The organism is Pedobacter sp. Leaf250 (genome assembly GCF_920984735.1).
In the GTDB taxonomy this organism is placed as follows: domain Bacteria; phylum Bacteroidota; class Bacteroidia; order Sphingobacteriales; family Sphingobacteriaceae; genus Pedobacter.
Window position 1 is genome coordinate 37742 of sequence record NZ_CAKLBU010000012.1, and the last position, 18822, is coordinate 56563.

Annotated in this window: 10 protein-coding genes; all 10 read left to right on the plus strand. The window is 37.3% G+C overall.

What is annotated here, in order from left to right:
- The first annotated feature begins 10 nt into the window (after positions 1 to 10).
- Positions 11 to 679 carry a DUF3826 domain-containing protein gene (locus LUA91_RS12285; protein WP_231426347.1) on the plus strand — a complete coding sequence of 223 codons (669 nt, stop codon included), beginning with the start codon at positions 11 to 13 and terminating at the stop codon, positions 677 to 679.
- A 535-nt stretch (positions 680 to 1214) separates the two neighbouring features.
- Positions 1215 to 4376: a SusC/RagA family TonB-linked outer membrane protein gene (locus LUA91_RS12290; protein WP_231426348.1), complete on the plus strand. Its 3162-nt coding sequence runs from the start codon at positions 1215 to 1217 to the stop codon at positions 4374 to 4376.
- 11 nt (positions 4377 to 4387) lie between these two features.
- Positions 4388 to 6277, plus strand: coding sequence for a RagB/SusD family nutrient uptake outer membrane protein (locus LUA91_RS12295; protein WP_231426349.1), 1890 nt, complete (start codon positions 4388 to 4390; stop codon positions 6275 to 6277).
- A gap of 47 nt (positions 6278 to 6324) precedes the next feature.
- Positions 6325 to 7311 (plus strand): hypothetical protein, encoded by a 987-nt coding sequence (locus LUA91_RS12300; RefSeq protein ID WP_231426350.1) that lies wholly within the window; start codon positions 6325 to 6327, stop codon positions 7309 to 7311.
- A gap of 384 nt (positions 7312 to 7695) precedes the next feature.
- Positions 7696 to 9351, plus strand: coding sequence for a polysaccharide lyase family 1 protein (locus tag LUA91_RS12305; protein WP_231426351.1), 1656 nt, complete (start codon positions 7696 to 7698; stop codon positions 9349 to 9351).
- Between the two features lies 1 nt (position 9352).
- Positions 9353 to 10984 (plus strand): polysaccharide lyase, encoded by a 1632-nt coding sequence (locus LUA91_RS12310; RefSeq protein ID WP_231426352.1) that lies wholly within the window; start codon positions 9353 to 9355, stop codon positions 10982 to 10984.
- A 158-nt stretch (positions 10985 to 11142) separates the two neighbouring features.
- Positions 11143 to 14304, plus strand: coding sequence for a DUF6298 domain-containing protein (locus LUA91_RS12315; RefSeq protein WP_231426353.1), 3162 nt, complete (start codon positions 11143 to 11145; stop codon positions 14302 to 14304).
- A gap of 3 nt (positions 14305 to 14307) precedes the next feature.
- Positions 14308 to 15708: a glycoside hydrolase family 140 protein gene (locus LUA91_RS12320; protein WP_231426354.1), complete on the plus strand. Its 1401-nt coding sequence runs from the start codon at positions 14308 to 14310 to the stop codon at positions 15706 to 15708.
- 169 nt (positions 15709 to 15877) lie between these two features.
- Positions 15878 to 16804, plus strand: a complete 927-nt coding sequence (locus LUA91_RS12325) for a glycoside hydrolase family 43 protein (RefSeq protein ID WP_231426355.1) — start codon at positions 15878 to 15880, stop codon at positions 16802 to 16804.
- Between the two features lie 127 nt (positions 16805 to 16931).
- On the plus strand, positions 16932 to 18764 hold the full coding sequence (locus tag LUA91_RS12330; RefSeq protein WP_231426356.1) for an exo-alpha-sialidase: 1833 nt from the start codon (positions 16932 to 16934) through the stop codon (positions 18762 to 18764).
- Positions 18765 to 18822: the final 58 nt, after the last annotated feature.

The following is an 18822-nucleotide window of genomic DNA, read 5'->3' on the forward strand; positions in this document are numbered from 1 at the left end:
ATACTATAATATGAAAATATCAATTTTAGCCTTTTTGTTAACGTTCTCCAGTGTGGTTACAACTTTCGCTCAAAAAATGACTGCCGAAGAGAAAGTGAAATATGTAAAGTCCATTACTGAACGTGCCGATAAAATTGTAGCCAATCTGGGAATATCCGATGCTAAGGAATCGGAAAAAGTTAGAAACATAATCAGGGATCAATACAGTAACTTAAATGATATATATACCATTAGAGATTTAAAGGCAAAGGATATTAAAAGTAAGCTTGAAGGCAATAAAGTAGAAAGAGATTCTGCATTGTCTAAACAAAATAAAGGCGTGATGGAATCCTTAGCAAAACTGCACAACAAATATATTGGTAAACTTTCTACACATTTAACACGGGAACAAATTGATTTGGTGAAGAATGGGATGACTTATAATGTACTGCCAATTACTTACAAAGCCTACCAGGAAGAAATTTTGACACTAACCGAAGATCAAAAGAAACAAATTTTAGTTTGGTTAACTGAAGCTCGTGAATATGCGATGGATGCAGAATCATCAGATAAAAAGCATGCCTGGTTCGGAAAGTACAAAGGCCGAATTAATAATTATCTTTCAGCAGCTGGTTACGATTTGAAAAAAGAAGGTATTGAGTGGGAGAAAAGACGTAAAGCAAAAGCACAAGGAAATTAAAATTTTTGGCTGCTTTTTAATCGCTATAGAGCAGCCAAAAATTTTTTAAAATTTTTTATTTAAGAATATTTCATTTATATATGAATTTTATTTCTATATTGTAGCCTAATTAAGAATTGTTAAAACGATTACCATTTCTTGATCTGGATATATAAAATTATCAAATATGATCAAGCTGAAATTTTTTAATAAGACTTTGTAATTAAGCCCTCTTAACTGGTTTAATTATACTTTCTAACCAAACAAAATAATAAAGAATCAAAGAGATATGAGCCATCTTAGCTAAAATTTGATGAGGTTACATTGCTAAATGCTGCAGCCCAATTCCATTGTCTAACTAACAAGCATAAAAGGAATATCAAAATATAAACAAGCCACTCGTTTCTCTACTAGTAAACTAACATTAATTAAGCTGTAAAGTCGAATAACATTTGCTTCACAAAAATATATTTAACAAAATAGATTTGATACAAGCCAGCTTGTTCAATCCTCAAATTGAATTTAATTAGTATTAAAAACTAACCAAATAATAAATATGAACTTAAAATTTTTACGCAAATTATCTTGGGTATTAGCACTCATGACAATTATCAGTACTTCGTTGTTTGCTCAGCAGCGACAAATTACTGGTAGAGTTGTTGATAAAAAGGATGGGCAACCACTTCCTGGAGTGACGGTAGGAATACGGGGTAAAACTAACAATGTAAGCACCAATGATAAAGGTGATTTCGCATTAATTGCCGATCCGGCTACTGATGCTTTGGTTTTTTCCTATATCGGCTACGTAAGGCAGGTTGTGCCATTGGCAGGTAAAACCAACATCACCATTAGCTTTGTGGAAGATGCTCAAAGCTTGGATAACGATGCTGTTGTTGTTGTGGGTTATGGTGTTAAGAAAAAATCAGAAATTCTTGGTGCTGTAGCTACCATTACCGGTGCTGAAATTCAGGATATTCCTGCTCCAAACTTGGCCGGTGCAATGCGAAATAGAATTGCTGGTGTTGGTGTAGGTCAAGTTTCAGGTAAACCAGGTTCACCAATTACCTTCAACATCAGGGGTGCTACAACAACCACTGCAGCCGCTGGTACTACTGATGAGCCGCTTTATGTTGTAGATAATATCGTAGTTACTAGAGAAGCTTTTGATAATATTGATGCTTCGATGGTCGAAAATCTTACGTTTTTGAAGGATGCTTCTGCTGCCATCTACGGTGCTGCCGGAGCTAAAGGTGTTATTTTGGTGACTACAAAAAAGGGGAAGATTGGTAAGCCGAGTATCACTTATAATGGCTATTTAGGTATGTCTGACGCTATTAAAGTTCCTAAAATGTTATCTGGATACGATCATGCGCTATTATTAAATGATACTTATCGTTCTCAAGGTGCTGCTGCTTCAGAATACTTTGCTCCAGAAGATTTAGACTATATTAAAACATTAGATTATAAAAGTTGGTACGATGAAGTATGGCAACCAGCTACTACACAAAGACATAATATTGGTATTTCTGGCGGAAGTGATAAAATTACTTTTTTCGCTGGCGGAAGTTATCAGGGTGAAAATGGAAACTATGCCGGAATGAAATATAATAAATATTCATTCAGAAGTGGTGTAGTTGCAACAGTAGCTAACGGATTAAAAGCTGACGTTAATTTTAACGTTGATTATGGCACAAAAGAACTTCATCATAATGCCCAAGAAAACGATGCTGCCTTTTTTGAAAGATTAATTACTGTCCCAAGATGGGTACCTATTAGTATTGATGGAAAATTTGTTAACTATAATGTGAATGGGGTTAATTCTGCTAATATAAATCCATTAGCCATCTCCGAATCTGGTTATTACAATAATGGTTCAAATAAATCATATAGGATCAACGCATCATTAACTTATGAGCCAACCTTTTTGAAAGGACTTGTTATTCGTGGTCAGGTTTCACAATCAAGTGGGTCTTCAAAAAATACACAGTATATACCACCTTTTACACTGTATAATTTTGTTAAAAGAGGGAACAATTTAGAACTGTTCACCAATCAACTACCAACTACTACTGCAGCTACTTTTCAGCCCATCAGTGCAACAAACTCTACTTTTACACCTGGCTTAATAGACAACAATAGCTATCAATTTTTTCTAACACTTCAGTATAATAAGACAATTGGCAAACACACTTTTAGTGTTCTAGCTGGCGCTGAGCAAAGTGAAGGTAATACTCAACAATCACAAGTTCGTTATTCCAATCAACTTATTCCGGGTGTAGATCAATATTTTGCATACGATATTAATACTTTAGTAGCCTCAAATTTAGATCAAACTGCAGTTTCTAAACGTTCGGGATTTGCTCGTTTTAGCTATGATTTCGATAAAAAATATCTAATTGAGGGTATCGCCCGTATTGATGCATCATCAAACTTCGCACTAGGTAACCGTTGGGGTGTATCGCCAAATATTGGTGTTGGGTGGGTAGTTAGTCAGGAAAATTTCTTTAAAAATACGAATGCACTCAGCTTTATCAACTTCTTAAAAATTAAAGCAAACGTTGGTGTAACCGGTGATGACAGGGTTGGCGTTCGTTTGTGGCAAGATAGATTTTTAATTGATGTAACCAATGGTTACATCTACGGAAATTCAAATGGTAATAGCTTAAATCGTAATCGCTTGGCTAATCCTGATATTACCTGGGAACGTAAAAGAACCATCAACGTTGGTTTAGAAACTTCAATGTTTAACAATAAGTTAGATATTAGTATTGAGGCGTTCCAGAACTATACTTATGATGGCTTCGAATTGGGAGCGAATAATCAATATCCACAGTATTTTGGTACACAGGCACCTGTATTAAACTATAGACAACTTTATAATTGGGGTTCAGAGTTTAGTATTGGCTACAAGGCAAAATTGGCAAAAGATTGGAATCTAAGCGCAAGCATGAACTTCTCTTATGGTAATTCAGTTACAGATAGAGTATTGTATACAGCAGGAAACTTAATTAACAATACATTTCCGAACTTACAGCTATTTGGTACAGATCCACGTAAATACAGTACCAGTAATTATGGTTTAACCAATTTGGGCATGTTTAGAACGCAGGGTGAGGTAGATGCGTGGATGGCAAAATATCCTAATTATAGAATATATGATAGAGTTCCGCAACCAGGTTGGTTATATTATGAAGATACGAATAGTGACGGAGTAATCTCAGATAGCGATTTGGCACCTTTATTCAATAGTACCAATGCATTTTTATCTTCAGGTATTTCGCTTAATTTAACCTATAAAAACTTCAGTTTGAATACTAACATAAATGCAAGATTTGGCGGTAAAGTTTTCTACGATAGCAGAGCAAGAACAGCTCCATCAAAGACCAGAAACACCTTAGAAATGTGGACTGATCGTTGGACAATAGATAATCCGATGGATGGTAAATATCCTAGATTTGATGATCCATCTTTAAATATAAACTCTGATTTTTGGGCTGTTGATGGAACAATGATTCGTATTAATACCATGACTTTGAGTTATAAAGCACCTACTGCTTTTGCAAATAAATTGGGGATTGGTGGAGCCCGAATCTTACTAACAGGAAATAATTTATGGACAATTGTAAATCCTTTGCCATACAAAGATCCGTACACTTCAGGAGCATGGGATTATCCAATGTTGAGAACAATATCTTTGGGATTAAGTGTTAACCTATAATTTTTTGAGCAATGATTATTCAAATAAAAAACAATATAAAAAAAGCAGTTGCCATTTTAACATTAGCTGCACTTATGCCTGCTTGTGTAAATAAAGATGAGTTTTTCTTATTACCAGATACAGGCGGTATCGATCAGGCAATTTGGGATAATGATGGTTCTGTACAACTACATCTTAATAGAGTGTACGATGTAGCCATGTATCAGTTTCCATTACAGCTCGTTCCAGATCGCTATGGTGTGCATTATGCAAGTGATGAAAATTATTTTCCAGATGGTGATGCAAATGCAAAAGCTGCACTTGGTTTACAAGGAGTTTTAGGGAATAATGATGTGAGATATACGGGTAACACATACGGAGGCAATCCAGGAAATAACAAATATTGGGATATTGCCAGATGTAATGATGCAATTGCTAATCTTCCCGGAAGTAAAATGCTTACCCCTAAAAAGAATGAATTACTAGGTCAATATTATGCTTTAAGAGCTATAACTTATTTTGAGTTGGTTAAAGTATATGGTGGTGTTCCGCTACCATTAACGCCCCAAGGAGCTGATACCATTTACGATGAAGGTAGAAGACCAGCTAAAGAATGTTTTGCGGCAATACTTAGTGATTTAAATAACGCCATCATTTTATTAGAAGGCTTTAATCCAGGTGATACAGATGGAAGAGGTAAAATGACAAAATTAATTGCTACTTGTTTAAAAGCTAAAGTGCTATTGTATTGGGCCAGTCCTCAGTTTAATCCAACTAACGATCCAAAACATCCTTATCAGGCTTCGAGATGGGCTGATGCTTTAGCCGCAAATAAGGAAGCTTATGATATGTGTGTTTCAGCAGGGAAAAAGTTAATGCCAAATTATTTAGATATTTTCCGAGTAGAGGGGGGTACCAATGTAAACTCTGAAGCAATTTTGGTAAGAACCTATTCTAACACAGTGCCAAATAGAGGGAATGGAACTGAGCAGCGTGTAAGGCCGACTTCTGAAGGCGGAAGTCCTAATACTTATTTTATGCCTACTACAAAAATGTTAGATGCCTACCCAATGAGAGATGGAAAACCATTAAACACATCTACTGCTTTTCCTTATGATCCGACAATGTTTTGGCAAAATAGAGACCCTAGGTTTGAGGCTACATTTGCTACAAACGGATCGGTATATCCATTAAGTGGAAATGCATCTCGGAAACAGTGGAATTATAATTTAGCTGTTGGTGAAAGCAATGGAAATGCAGTTTACGTAAAGCGTTTTTCTACGCCTAATTTAACAGCAAGTGCTTCTGTTTATAACAGTTCTGTAGGTGGTGGTAGTGGTATGGATTGGATTGAGTTAAGGTTCGCAGAAATTATGCTGAATTATGCTGATTGTTTAAATGAGACAGGAAATATTACAGGTGCAAAAGATTTAGTAAGACAAATTCGTATGAGAGCTGGTATTGTAGTTGGTGATTCAGATTATGGATTGGGATTAGCTGGAAGTACTGCTCAGTTGCGTAACTTAATTCTTAACGAAAGGCAAATTGAATTTGCTTTCGAGAATAAACGTAACTCAGATTTGAGAAGATCCCGTACCATGCATTTGTTGACAGGTAATATGTCTAAATTAGAAATTCAGTTGGTAAATCCGCCATCTGGATCTGATCAAAGAGATAAGAAAGTATTAGAAGATCCTGTTCCAGGAACTACAACACCATTAAGAGAAACTATCAACGTTAATGATAAAGCCACTTATACTAAATATTTTAAAAACGTGGTGATTACTAACACCACCTATTTACCATACAATGTTCCTGAATTTCATTACTTCTACACTTTCCATAATGATTTTGTGAGTTTTGGTAATAAAATTCTTCCAACAATTGGTTGGGCAGGTGGTACATTTGATCCACTTGATTAATATTTAAAGCATAAATGTTTCAGTAAATCTGATTAAAATTTAAAATAATGAAAACTAAATATATTCATAAGTTATTCATCGTGTTATGTGTGGTTGTTTTTGGTTCCTGTAAAAAGGAGTCGGCAAACATATTTAATATGTTCGAAGATGTAACCATAACTTTTAATAATAGCGATCCGCGTTGCGTTACGGATTATAAAGTAATCAATGATAAAGATGAAGTTTGGATTGATTTTACCCTTAATTCTGCGAAAGAAGATATGTTTTCATATATCTTCGAAGTCTCTGCAGGTACAGCTCAAGCCACACGTTATACTGTTGCTATAACAGATCCTGCACAGCGTAGAAATTTTTCATCAATTATAAAATTGCCAAATAGCGCCTTTCCTGCTGCTGCACTTCGCGATGGGAAACAAAGCTATCGCATTTGCGCCTTGAATGAAAAAGGAGTGTTTATTGGTGATGGATATAAAAAAGTAACAGTTGAAGTAAATCCGAGTTTTATGATTTATGCCAATAGGGATATTTATTTACCAGATACAGTTGGAAAATCTTTACCAAGTTTTTTCTCACTTAATGATGCTACTGGTTTCAGCTATAATAATGCAGCAACTAATGCTGGAAAAATAGATCTTGGAATATATAGAAAACCTGGTTCAAACTCTACAACGCAAACGCCAACTTGGGTTGTTAATCTGTATTCACCAAGTGTTGCAACTAATCCATTAACTGTTTATGATATTAGTAGCTTTAGCCCTAAAAGAACCACGAAATTTAGTCAGCCAGTTACTGGCCAGGCCAATGCCTTTTTAACTACTGCAATTTCTGGTTCCTCTATAGAAACTTTAGCTAAAGCGAGAGCAATTACTTTTAACGAAACAACACAAACTCTTCCGGCAAATGGACTGGCGGCAGGTAATGCCGTATATTTTCTTACGCCCGAAGGTAAGTATGGAATGTTATATATTAATGCTAACACTTCCGATTTACAGAAAAGACCATTCATCAACGTCAGCATAAAAGTGCAACGGTAAAATGCCTTTTCAGGCGGCTCAACACCGCCACAATTTTATATATATTTGGTTAGGAAAAAGGGGGCAGCGATTGCTTCCTTTTTTCATTTAAGAATGTTACATTTATATATGAAATTTATTTCTATCTTGGATCGTGGCTAATTTGGAAAGGTTTTGCAAGTATAATTCAATGTAGCAATTGCTAATATTGTATAATTCAAAGCAAAAATTCTAGATAAAATTGCCAAAATTTACGGTTAACTTTAAATTTTAATATACTTTCTAACCAAAATTATTTACTTGGATTAACAAAGAAATGAGCCTCATTTTGTAATATTTATTTTTAGCATTAGTTATTCATAAATATTCGCTTATGTTCTTTGCTTTCCCTACGAGCAAAACAATATGAAAAAGAACTTTTTTAAACTACTATTTTCATCAGCATTAATTCTCTCGGCTGGTTCAGCTTTTGCACAATACCCAAAAATCCCTGATAATGTTAAAAAGGAATCAGATTCGATGATGAAGGAAGCCTATCGTCAATCAGACATTGCATGGGAAAAGGCTAAGCCTATTATCGAACAGGAAGCTAAACAAGGTAAACCTTATATTCCATGGGCTGGGCGTCCAACTGATTTGCCACAAGCAGAAATCATTGCTTTTCCAGGTGCTGAAGGTGGCGGCGCTTACAGTTTTGGCGGCCGTGGTGGCAGAGTAATCGTAGTTAAAAATTTAAATGATAATGGTCCGGGATCTTTGCGTGATGCCTGCGAACAAGGTGGCGCTCGTATTGTAGTGTTTAATGTATCTGGAATCATTAGATTAAAAACCCCCTTAATTATTCGTGCACCATACATTACCATTGCTGGGCAAACCGCTCCAGGTGATGGTGTTTGCGTTGCCGGAGAATCAGTTTGGTTAAATACCCACGATGTAATTGTACGTTTCATGCGCTTCAGAAGGGGAGAAACTTTTGTTGGTCGCCGCGACGATGCTATTGGTGGAAATCCGGTAGGTAATATCATGATTGATCACGTATCTGCTAGTTGGGGCTTAGATGAAAACATGTCGATGTATCGCCATATGTATAATGACAGCACAGGTAAAATTGAAGATAAATTGGCTACGGTTAATATCACCATCCAAAACTCAATTTTTTCTGAAGCATTAGATACATGGAACCATGCTTTTGGTAGTACTTTAGGAGGGGAAAATTGTACTTTTATGCGTAACCTTTGGGCCGATAACGGTGCCAGAAATCCATCGATAGGATGGAACGGTATTTTCAATTTCGCAAACAATGTAATTTTCAACTGGAACAACCGCTCTACTGATGGAGGCGATTACACTGCTTTATTTAACATTGTAAATAATTATTATAAACCAGGCCCAGTAACAAATACAAAAGAGCCTATTAGTTATAGAATTTTAAAACCAGAATCAGGCCGTAGCAAATTACCTTATGTGGTTTTCGGTCGTGCTTATGTAGAGGGAAATATTATTGAAGGAAATGAAAAAGTAACAAAAGACAATTGGGACGGTGGCGTTCAATTGGAAAATAAGAAAGGCGAGTTAATGACTTTTGAACAAGCAGCGCCATATTTCGCAGCGATGCGTGTTAAAAAACCTTTCCCAATGCCAAAAATTACTATACTTCCTACTTTACAAGCTAAAGAATATGTATTAACAAATGTTGGTGCAAATTTGCCAAAACGTGATCCAGTTGATACCCGTGTAATTAAACAGGTAAAAACAGGTAAAATCGAATTTATTGAGGGTGTAAAATTGCCAGAGAAAGATTTCGAGCACCGCCGTTTACCAAAGGATTCTTATAAAATGGGTATCATAACTGATGTTAGCCAGGTGGGTGGATATCCTGAATATAAAGGAACGCCTTACAAAGATTCGGATAATGATGGAATGCCAGATGCTTACGAATTAAAAAATGGATTAAATCCAAAAGATGCATCTGATGCTACCAAAATTTCAAAAAGTGGTTATTCCAATATTGAGGTTTATTTGAATAGTGTTGTAAATGTTTCTACAGTTAAGCCTAATTAATATGCGCAGGTGGAATTCAATTTTTAGCCTCGCGGTGCTGTGTGGGATTGGAAACGCAGCTTTTGCACAGTATCCGGTTATTCCAGAGGCAATGGAAAAGAAGGCTGACTCACTTTTAAAAAGTATTGAAGAGAAATCGGAACTACAATTTTTAAAAGTGAAACCTATTGTTGATGCTGAAGCAAAACAAGGCAAACCTTATATACCTTGGGCGGCTAAACCAAGTGATTTACCCCAAGCAAAATTGGTGGCTTTTCCGGGTGCAGAGGGTGGCGGTGCTTATACTTTTGGAGGTCGTGGTGGTAAAGTTTTTGTAGTAACCAGCTTAGATGATTCGGGTAAAGGTACTTTACGGGAAGCTTGTGAACAAGGTGGAGCAAGGATTATTGTTTTCAATGTTTCAGGAATTATCAAGCTAAAAACACCATTGATTATAAGAGCACCTTACATCACCATTGCAGGTCAAAGTGCACCTGGTGATGGAATTTGTGTGGCTGGGGAATCAGTGTGGATTAATACTCACGATGTGGTGATCCGTTATATGCGTTTCCGCCGTGGAGCTACGGATGTTACCCGTCGCGATGATGCCATTGGGGGCAATCCTGTGGGTAATATCATGATTGATCACGTTTCTGCAAGTTGGGGATTAGACGAAAATATGTCCATTTATCGCCATGTTTATGATCCAAAAGATGGCTCTAAGCCAGAAAAATTGCCAACAGTTAATGTAACTATCCAGAATTCTATTTTTTCTGAAGCTTTAGATACTTATAACCATGCTTTTGGAAGTACCATTGGAGGATTAAATTCCACTTTTATGCGTAACCTGTGGGCTTCCAATATTGCTAGAAATCCTTCTGTTGGAATGTATGGCGATTTTGGATTCGCCAATAACGTAGTATTTAACTGGTGGAATAGAAGTGCCGATGGTGGTGATAATGCATCATTTTATAGTTTTATAAATAATTATTACAAACCTGGGCCAATTACACCTGTAGATCAACCAATCGCATACCGAATCTTAAAACCAGAATCGGGTAGAGATAAAACATATACTAATGAATTTGGTCGTGCTTACGTTACCGGAAATATTGTTGAAGGCAATGAAAAAGTAACCAAAAACAATTGGGACGGAGGTGTTCAGCCAGAAAGTAAACGCGATAAACAAAAGTTGTTAGATTCTATTCGTGCAGATAAGCCTTTGCCAATGGCTAAGATTTCCATCATCGATACCAAAAAAGCTTATGATTATGTATTGGCAAATGCCGGTGCATCCTTGCCTGTTCGCGATGCGGTAGATCAACGTATTGTTAAACAAGTTTCTACTGGTAAAATCGAGCATGTTGAAGAAGGTAAACTTCCGGCACCACAAAATTATGTAAAGCGCCGTTTGCCTGCCGACTCTTATAAAAAGGGTATTATTTCTGATATTGCCCAAGTGGGAGGTTACCCAGAATATAAAGGAAAACCTTATTTAGATTCAGATAATGATGGTATTCCAGATGCCTGGGAAATAAAAAATGGCTTAAATCCAAACGACGCGAAAGATGCCGTCAAAATTTCGAAATCGGGTTATTCTAATATCGAAGTATATTTAAATAGCTTAGTGGATGTGAATAAGGTGAGGCCTTAAAAAGTTGAAAGTTAAAGGTTGAAAGTTTAAAGGGAAAAGCTGAAAGCACCTTACTTTCCTATCTCGTCATTGCGAGGCACGAAGCAATCTTAAACATTAGCTTTAGCAATGAGGATTGCTTCGTGCCTCGCAATGACGGAAAGTACAATAAAAGAAAAATGCCAAATACTAACCATATATTAAAAGTTAATCAGCTAAAAACCTTATCAATTCTGATAATTGTCCTTCTGGTTGTGAACTTTTCTTTTGCTCAAAAAACAAAGCCTGTTGAACCTCCAAAACCTATCTTTAAAGGCAAAGACGGAAAATTGGCTTATACACCTGATGAGCAAGGAAATCGCATTCCTGATTTTTCTTATGCAGGATATATGGCTGGCGAAAAAGCCATTCCATCGGCTACAATTAAAGTGATTGTTCCGGTATCGAAAGGCGATGCTACTTTAAGAATTCAATCTGCAATCAATTACGTTTCAAAATTGCCTATCGGAAAAGATGGTTTACGTGGTGCGGTATTGTTGGAAAAAGGAACTTATGAAGTTGCAGGAACTTTAAAATTATCAGCTTCGGGTGTAATTCTTCGCGGCAGCGGTTTCGGCGAAAACAGAACTAAAATTTTCGCAACAGGTTTGGATAGAATCGGGGTAATCAGAATTTTAGGTAAAAATAATAAAGTTGAGGAAACGCCGATAGCCATCAGCGATAGTTATGTTCCTGTTAATTCCAATCAATTAACTTTATCAAATGTTAACGGCTTTAAAGTTGGTGATAAAATCATCATCAACAGACCATCAACTAAAGAATGGATTGAAACCCTAAAAACAGTTGAGTTTGGTGGCGGTGAAAGTGCTTTAGGTTGGAAACCTGGCACAAGAGATATTCATTGGGACAGAAAAATCACAGCAATTAATGGTTCGAAGATCACTTTAGATGCATCTATTACCACGGCACTGGATTCAAAATTCGGTGGCGCTACGGTTTCGAAATATCAGTGGGATGGAAGAATTTCGCAATCAGCTGTTGAAAATCTAAAAATCGAATCGGATTATCATAAAGAAAATATTAAAGATGAATACCATCGCTGGACAGCAATAAGTTTAGAAAATGTTGAAGATGCATGGGTTCGTCAGGTGGTTTTTGAGCACTTTGCAGGTTCTGCAGTCAATGTTTTAGAAACAGCAAAAAGAATTACTGTTGAAGATTGTAAATCACTTTCACCAATTTCTGAAATAGGAGGCGAACGTCGTTACACATTTTTAACTACCGGTCAGCAAACGCTTTTCCAAAGGTTATATTCGGAGTATGGCTACCATGATTTTGTCGTGGGTTTTTGTGCTCCCGGTCCAAATGTGTTTGTTCAATGCCAGTCTTATTTACCATTCAGTTTTAGCGGTGCTATTGATAGCTGGGCATCGGGCGTTTTGTTCGATATTGTAAATATCGATGGACAAGCATTAAGTTATTTAAATCGCGGTCAGGATGGTCAGGGAGCTGGATGGAGTGCTGCAAATAGTGTATTCTGGCAATGTAGTGCTGCTAGAGTTGATAATTTTCAACCGCCAGCTGCTCAAAATTGGGCTTTTGGAACCTGGGCGCAATTTTCAGGGAATGGCTATTGGGATATGTCGAATGAACAAATTCAACCACGAAGTTTATATTATGCGCAGCTAAAAGATAGATTAGGCAATGACATTGATTCAAGAGCTTTTGTTTTACCTATGGAAACTGAAGCATCAAGCAGTCCGCCAGTTGATGTTGCCCAAAAACTAACCAAACTTGCCGTTAAACCTGCTTTAACAGTTTCTGAATATATTGACGCAGCTGTTGAAAGAAACAAAATATCTACTGATTCAAAAGATGTTAAAAGTATTGATAAAATCGGTTTGGATAAAGTTGTTCAGCCAACGCTTGCCGACGCAATGTCGGTTAAAAATGGTTGGTTGGTTCGTGGCAGTGAAGTTATTGTCGGTAACCGTCAAGATGTGCCTTGGTGGAACGGTAGTGCCCGACCTCATGGCTTAAAGAAAACTAAATTTCATGTAACCAGATTTGTTCCTGGTCGCGAAGGCAATGGTTTAACCGATGATTTAGATGAAATTACCGATTCAATGAAAAATGGGTCGGTAAAAGTTCTTGATCATAATTACGGACTTTGGTACGACAGAAGAAGAGATGACCACGAACGCATCCGCCGTATGGACGGCGAAGTTTGGGCACCATTTTATGAATTGCCTTTTGCCCGTAGCGGCCAGGATAAGGCTTGGGATGGTTTGAGCAAATACGACATCACAAAGTATAACCTTTGGTATTGGGATCGGTTAAAAACCTTTGCCAACCTAGCCGACCAGAAAGGTTTGGTATTAATCCACGAAAATTATTTTCAACATAATATTATTGAGGCTGGTGCCCATTATGCCGATTTTCCATGGCGCACCGCAAACAATATTAACAGCACTGGTTTTCCTGAACCTGTTCCGTATGCAGGCGATAAACGGATTTTCATGGCCGAGCAATTTTATGATATTACCAATGAGCATCGCAAAGCAATACACAAGGCTTACATCAGAAAATGTTTAGATAATTTTGATGGCAATTCAGGTGTAATCCAATTAATTGGTGCTGAATTTACTGGTCCGTTGCATTTTGTTCAATTCTGGATTGACACGATTAAAGAATGGGAAAAGGAAACGGGTAAACATCCAATTATCGGTTTGAGTGTAACTAAGGATGTACAGGATGCCATTTTAGCCGACCCAAATCGTGCAAATGTTGTTGATTTAATCGACATCAGATATTGGCATTACCAGGCCGATGGAACAGCCTATGCACCACTAGGCGGACAAAACCTGGCACCCCGACAACATGCCCGTTTGCTAAAGCCAAAGAAAACATCATTTGAAGAAGTTTATCACGCTGTATCAGAATATAAAACTAAATTTCCCGAAAAGGCAGTAGTTTATTCAGGCGATAATTTTGATTCATTTGGTTGGGCAATTTTAATGGCAGGTGGTTCATTATCAAACGTTAGTGGCATTGATCAAGCTGCCCTATCTGCTGCTTCAACAATGAAGCCGTTTCTTCCTTCTGGTAAATCTGCAAAACAATATGGCTTGGAAAATACAGGCAAGGCTTACCTTTTATACAATGCATCTGCCGATGCCATCAATTTGGATTTAAGTAAAGTAGCTGGCAAATTTGCTGTGAAAATTATAAATACCAGAAACGGAAAGGTGCTTAAGGAAGAAAAAATTAACGCTGGCGCAATAGTTAAGTTAAACAAAGTAGGTACGGGCGACGAAGTGATCACCATTAATAAAATCTAATACATGAACTTTAAATCTAAAATATTTCTATTTGCTTTGGTTTCTATTTTCGCTTTTGGCTGTAAGAATAAACCTCATTTTGGCGATAAAAGTCTTTTAATTTCAGAAAATGGAAGATATTTTACCACTGGTGATGGCAAACCATTTTTCTGGTTGGGCGATACTGGGTGGCTTTTGTTCAGCCGTTTAAATCGCGAAGAAACAAATACATATCTCGAAGACAGAAAACAAAAAGGTTTCAATGTGATTCAGGTTATGGTTTTACATGATGTGGCCGCAAAAAATATTTATGGTGATTCTGCTTTAATCGGCAAAGATGTATCCAAACCACTTTTAACAGATAAAAATGATTATAAAGATTCTGTGGCTTATGACTATTGGGATCATGTAGATTACGTGGTTGATAAAGCTGCCGGAAAAGGACTTTATATGGCTTTGGTTCCGGTTTGGGGTACTAATGTTAAAGAGAAAAAGGTAAATGAAGTTCAGGCAAAAAAATACGCCGAATTTTTAGCTAAACGATATCAGGATAAATGGAATATCATCTGGTTAAATGGTGGTGATATAAAAGGTAGTGATGGTTTAAAAGTTTGGACAACCATTGGTGAAACCATTAGGGCAAATGATCCGAACCACTTAATGACCTTCCACCCACGTGGAAGAACAGCTTCTTCGGCATGGTTTCACAATGCGAAATGGAATGATTTTGATATGATTCAATCTGGGCACAGACGTTATTCTCAAGATACGTCTGCAAAAGAGAAATTGCATTACGGAGAAGATAACTGGAAATACATTGAAAGTGATTATAAATTAAAACCTACGAAACCAACTATCGATGGCGAACCATCATACGAAGACATTCCACAAGGTTTACATGATGTAAGAGAGCCTCGCTGGACTGATTCGGATGTGAGAAGATACGGATATTGGTCGGTTTTTGCTGGTGCGTTCGGATATACTTACGGACATAATTCGGTGATGCAGATGTATAAAAAAACAGATTTAAAACCTGCTTATGGTCCGAAAGACCAATGGATTACTGCAATAAACGCACCGGGTGCTAAGCAGATGCAATACCTGAAAGATTTAATGTTGGCTCATTCTTATTTCGACCGTGTACCTGATCAAACATTGGTTGCCGGGAAAAATGGTGAAAAATACGATCGTGTTATTGCTACACGGGGCGAAGAATTTGCACTACTTTACACTTACACAGGCAAAAATTTCAGTGTTCAATTAGGTAAAACCGATGGCGATGATGTTAAGGCATCGTGGTTTGATCCGAAAACAGGGAAATCTATTGAAATCGGAAAGTTTGAAAATAAAGGGATTAAAGAATTTAATCCGCCAGGAGAACCAGCAAATGGTAACGATTGGGTTTTAGTATTGGAGAAGCAATAGTTGGTAGTCATTGGCTCCATAGTCGTCATTGCGAGGCACGAAGAAATCTCATTTGAGAAGTCAGATTGCTTTAGCTCGTACAAACCTGGCTTTGCAATGCCGACCCGCATTAAAGTAATTGCGAAGAAGTACCACGAAGCAATCCGTTTAATAGAAAATGTAAATAAAAGTGTGTAAATCAAAGTTCATATCATCATTTCGTTTAGCCATTATTGGCCTGGCTTTGTGCGGATTATCATCTTGCTCAAAACAAGGTTATATTTTTACTTCATTTCATGAGCCTGCAACAGATGGATTAAGATTCTTGTACAGCTATGATGCATACCATTGGACAGATTTAAATAAAACTTTTCTTAAGCCGGAAATTGGAACGCAAAAAGTAATGCGTGACCCATCTATCGTTCAAGGACCTGACGGAACTTTTCATTTAGTTTGGACTTGCAGCTGGAAAGGTGATAAGGGTTTTGGTTACGCATCATCAAAAGATTTAATTACCTGGAGCGAGCAAAAATTTCTACCAGTAATGGAAAGCGAACCTAAAACGGTAAATGTATGGGCGCCAGAAATTTTTTATGATGACGAAAAAAAGGAGTTTGTAATTATTTGGGCATCCACTATACCTTTCCGATTTGCAAAAGGAATTGAAGATGAAGATAACAACCATCGCATGTACAGCATCACTACAAAAGATTTTGTGAGTTTTTCTAAACCTGCGTTATTTTTGGACCCTGGTTTTAGCGTAATTGATGCAGTGATTGTTAAGCGGGCAGTGAAAGATTACGTTTTGGTTTTGAAAGATAACACTCGCCCGAACAGAAATTTAAAAGTGGCTTTTGGAAAAAATGCTTTAGGACCATACGAGAATGTTTCAGAAACATTTAGTCCGAAGTTAACAGAAGGCCCAACCGTTGTAAAGGTGGGTAAAGATTGGTTGATTTATTTTGATGCTTATGGTCAGAAGATTTATTCAGCTTATAAAACATCCGATTTCAAAAATTTTAAGGATGTAACGGGCGAAGTTTCCATCCCGGAAGGACACAAACACGGAACAATTATAAAAGTGAAAAGGAAAGTGATTGAGGGATTGAAGAAGTAATAGATAACTCGTCATTGTGCACAAGGTCTTCATTTCGACTGGAGCGAAGTGAAATGGAGGAATCTTTGAACCTAGTTTAAAAGACTTCTCCACTGCGGTTGAAATGACGATATAACTAAGGAAAAAAATGAAATTATTTAAAATACTTTGCTTAATGTTGCCATTTGCACTTGCGCTATCAACGTCGCAGGCGCAAGACACAGTGCGTTACACAGGCAAAACTTTGGTAAATGCCGATTACCATCACGGGCAACTTTCGCCAGTAATTGGTGTACATAATATCCAAACGTTTAGAGCAAATAGAGAACACCCTGAATTGGCTGAAAACTTTGGCTGGACGTATAACCACGCTCCAATGTTAGCCTATTGGAACAACAAATTTTATGTAGAATATTTGAGTGATAAAGTAGGTGAAAGCATCCCACCAGGACAAACTTTATTGCAGTCCTCATCAGATGGCTATACCTGGACGAAACCAGATGTGATTTTTCCTATTTACAGAATTGCTGATGGAACCACAAAAGAAGGTAGAACCGATGTTGCTAAAGATTTAGATGCCGTAATGCACCAACGCATGGGTTTTTATGTTTCTACTAAAAATGTGTTTTTGGTTTTAGGCTTTTACGCCATCAGTTTCGATGCAAAGGATGACCCAAATGACGGTCATGGAATTGGTAGAGCTGTTCGCGAAATTCAAGCCGATGGTAAATATGGACCAATTTATTTCATCCACTACAATCCAGGTTACACAGAAAAAAACACAAAATATCCTTATTTCACCAAAAGCAAAAATAAAGCTTTCATTGCAGCTTGTAATGAATTGTTAGCGAATAAGTTAATGACACAGCAATGGAATGAGGAAGCGGATAGAAAAGATCCGTTGATCACTTTGCAAAAGCAATACAAAGCTTTTAGTTACTATCATTTGCCCGATGGAAAAGTGGTGGGTTTGTGGAAGAATGCATTAACTGCAATTAGCAACGATAATGGAAAAAGCTGGCCAGAAAGTGCTTTTCGTGCACCTGGTTTTGTAAATAGCAATGCTAAAATATGGGGACAAAAAACTGCTGATGGAAATTATGCTACCGTTTATAACCCATCAGAGTATCGCTGGCCTTTAGCCATATCAACCAGCAAAAATGGATTAGATTATACGAATTTACTATTAATTAACGGCGAGATCACGCCAATGCGTTACGGTGGAAATTATAAATCTTACGGTCCACAGTATGTTCGTGGCATAATTGAAGGAAACGGAAAACCAGCTGATGGCAAACTATGGGTTACCTACAGCATGAACAAGGAAGATATTTGGGTTTCTTCCGTTCCGCTACCTGTTAATGATCAAGCAACAGCGCATGTAAATGATGATTTTGAGAAATTACCAAAAGGCAAGGAGCTGGAGCTATGGAATATTTACAGTCCACTTTGGGCACCCGTAAAAGTAGAAAATGGAGCTTTGGTTTTACGAGATAAAGATCCATTTGATTACGCGAAAGCGGAAAGAATATTTCCTTCATCAAAAAAAATAATTACTTCTTTTTCGGTAACTCCAAAGCAAAACGATTTCGGTTTATTGGAAATTGAATTACAGGATGCAAAAGGGACGGCAAGTGTTCGTTTGACTTTTGATACCGCTGGAAATTTAAGTGGAAAAGCTGGCGCCCGTTATAAAAACTTCATGAAGTATGAGGCTGGGAAAAGTTATGATATTAAGCTGAAATTAGATGCGCACACCAGGTTTTATTCACTAACGGTTAACGGAAAAGAACTCTCGCTAAGTTTAGCTTTCCAGCCTGTGGCGGATGTTTCCAGGATTGTTTTCCGAACCGGAGATACACGCCGTTTCCCTAATGTAGATACACCTGCAGATCAAACTTACGACTTGAAAAATGCAGGAGAATCAGATAAGAAAGAAGCGGTTTATTTGATTAAGTATTTAAAAACGGAGGGGTTTTAGGATGGGGGATTTTCCTAGACATATCGTCATTATGAGGAACGGCCTGTCCCGTCGTTTC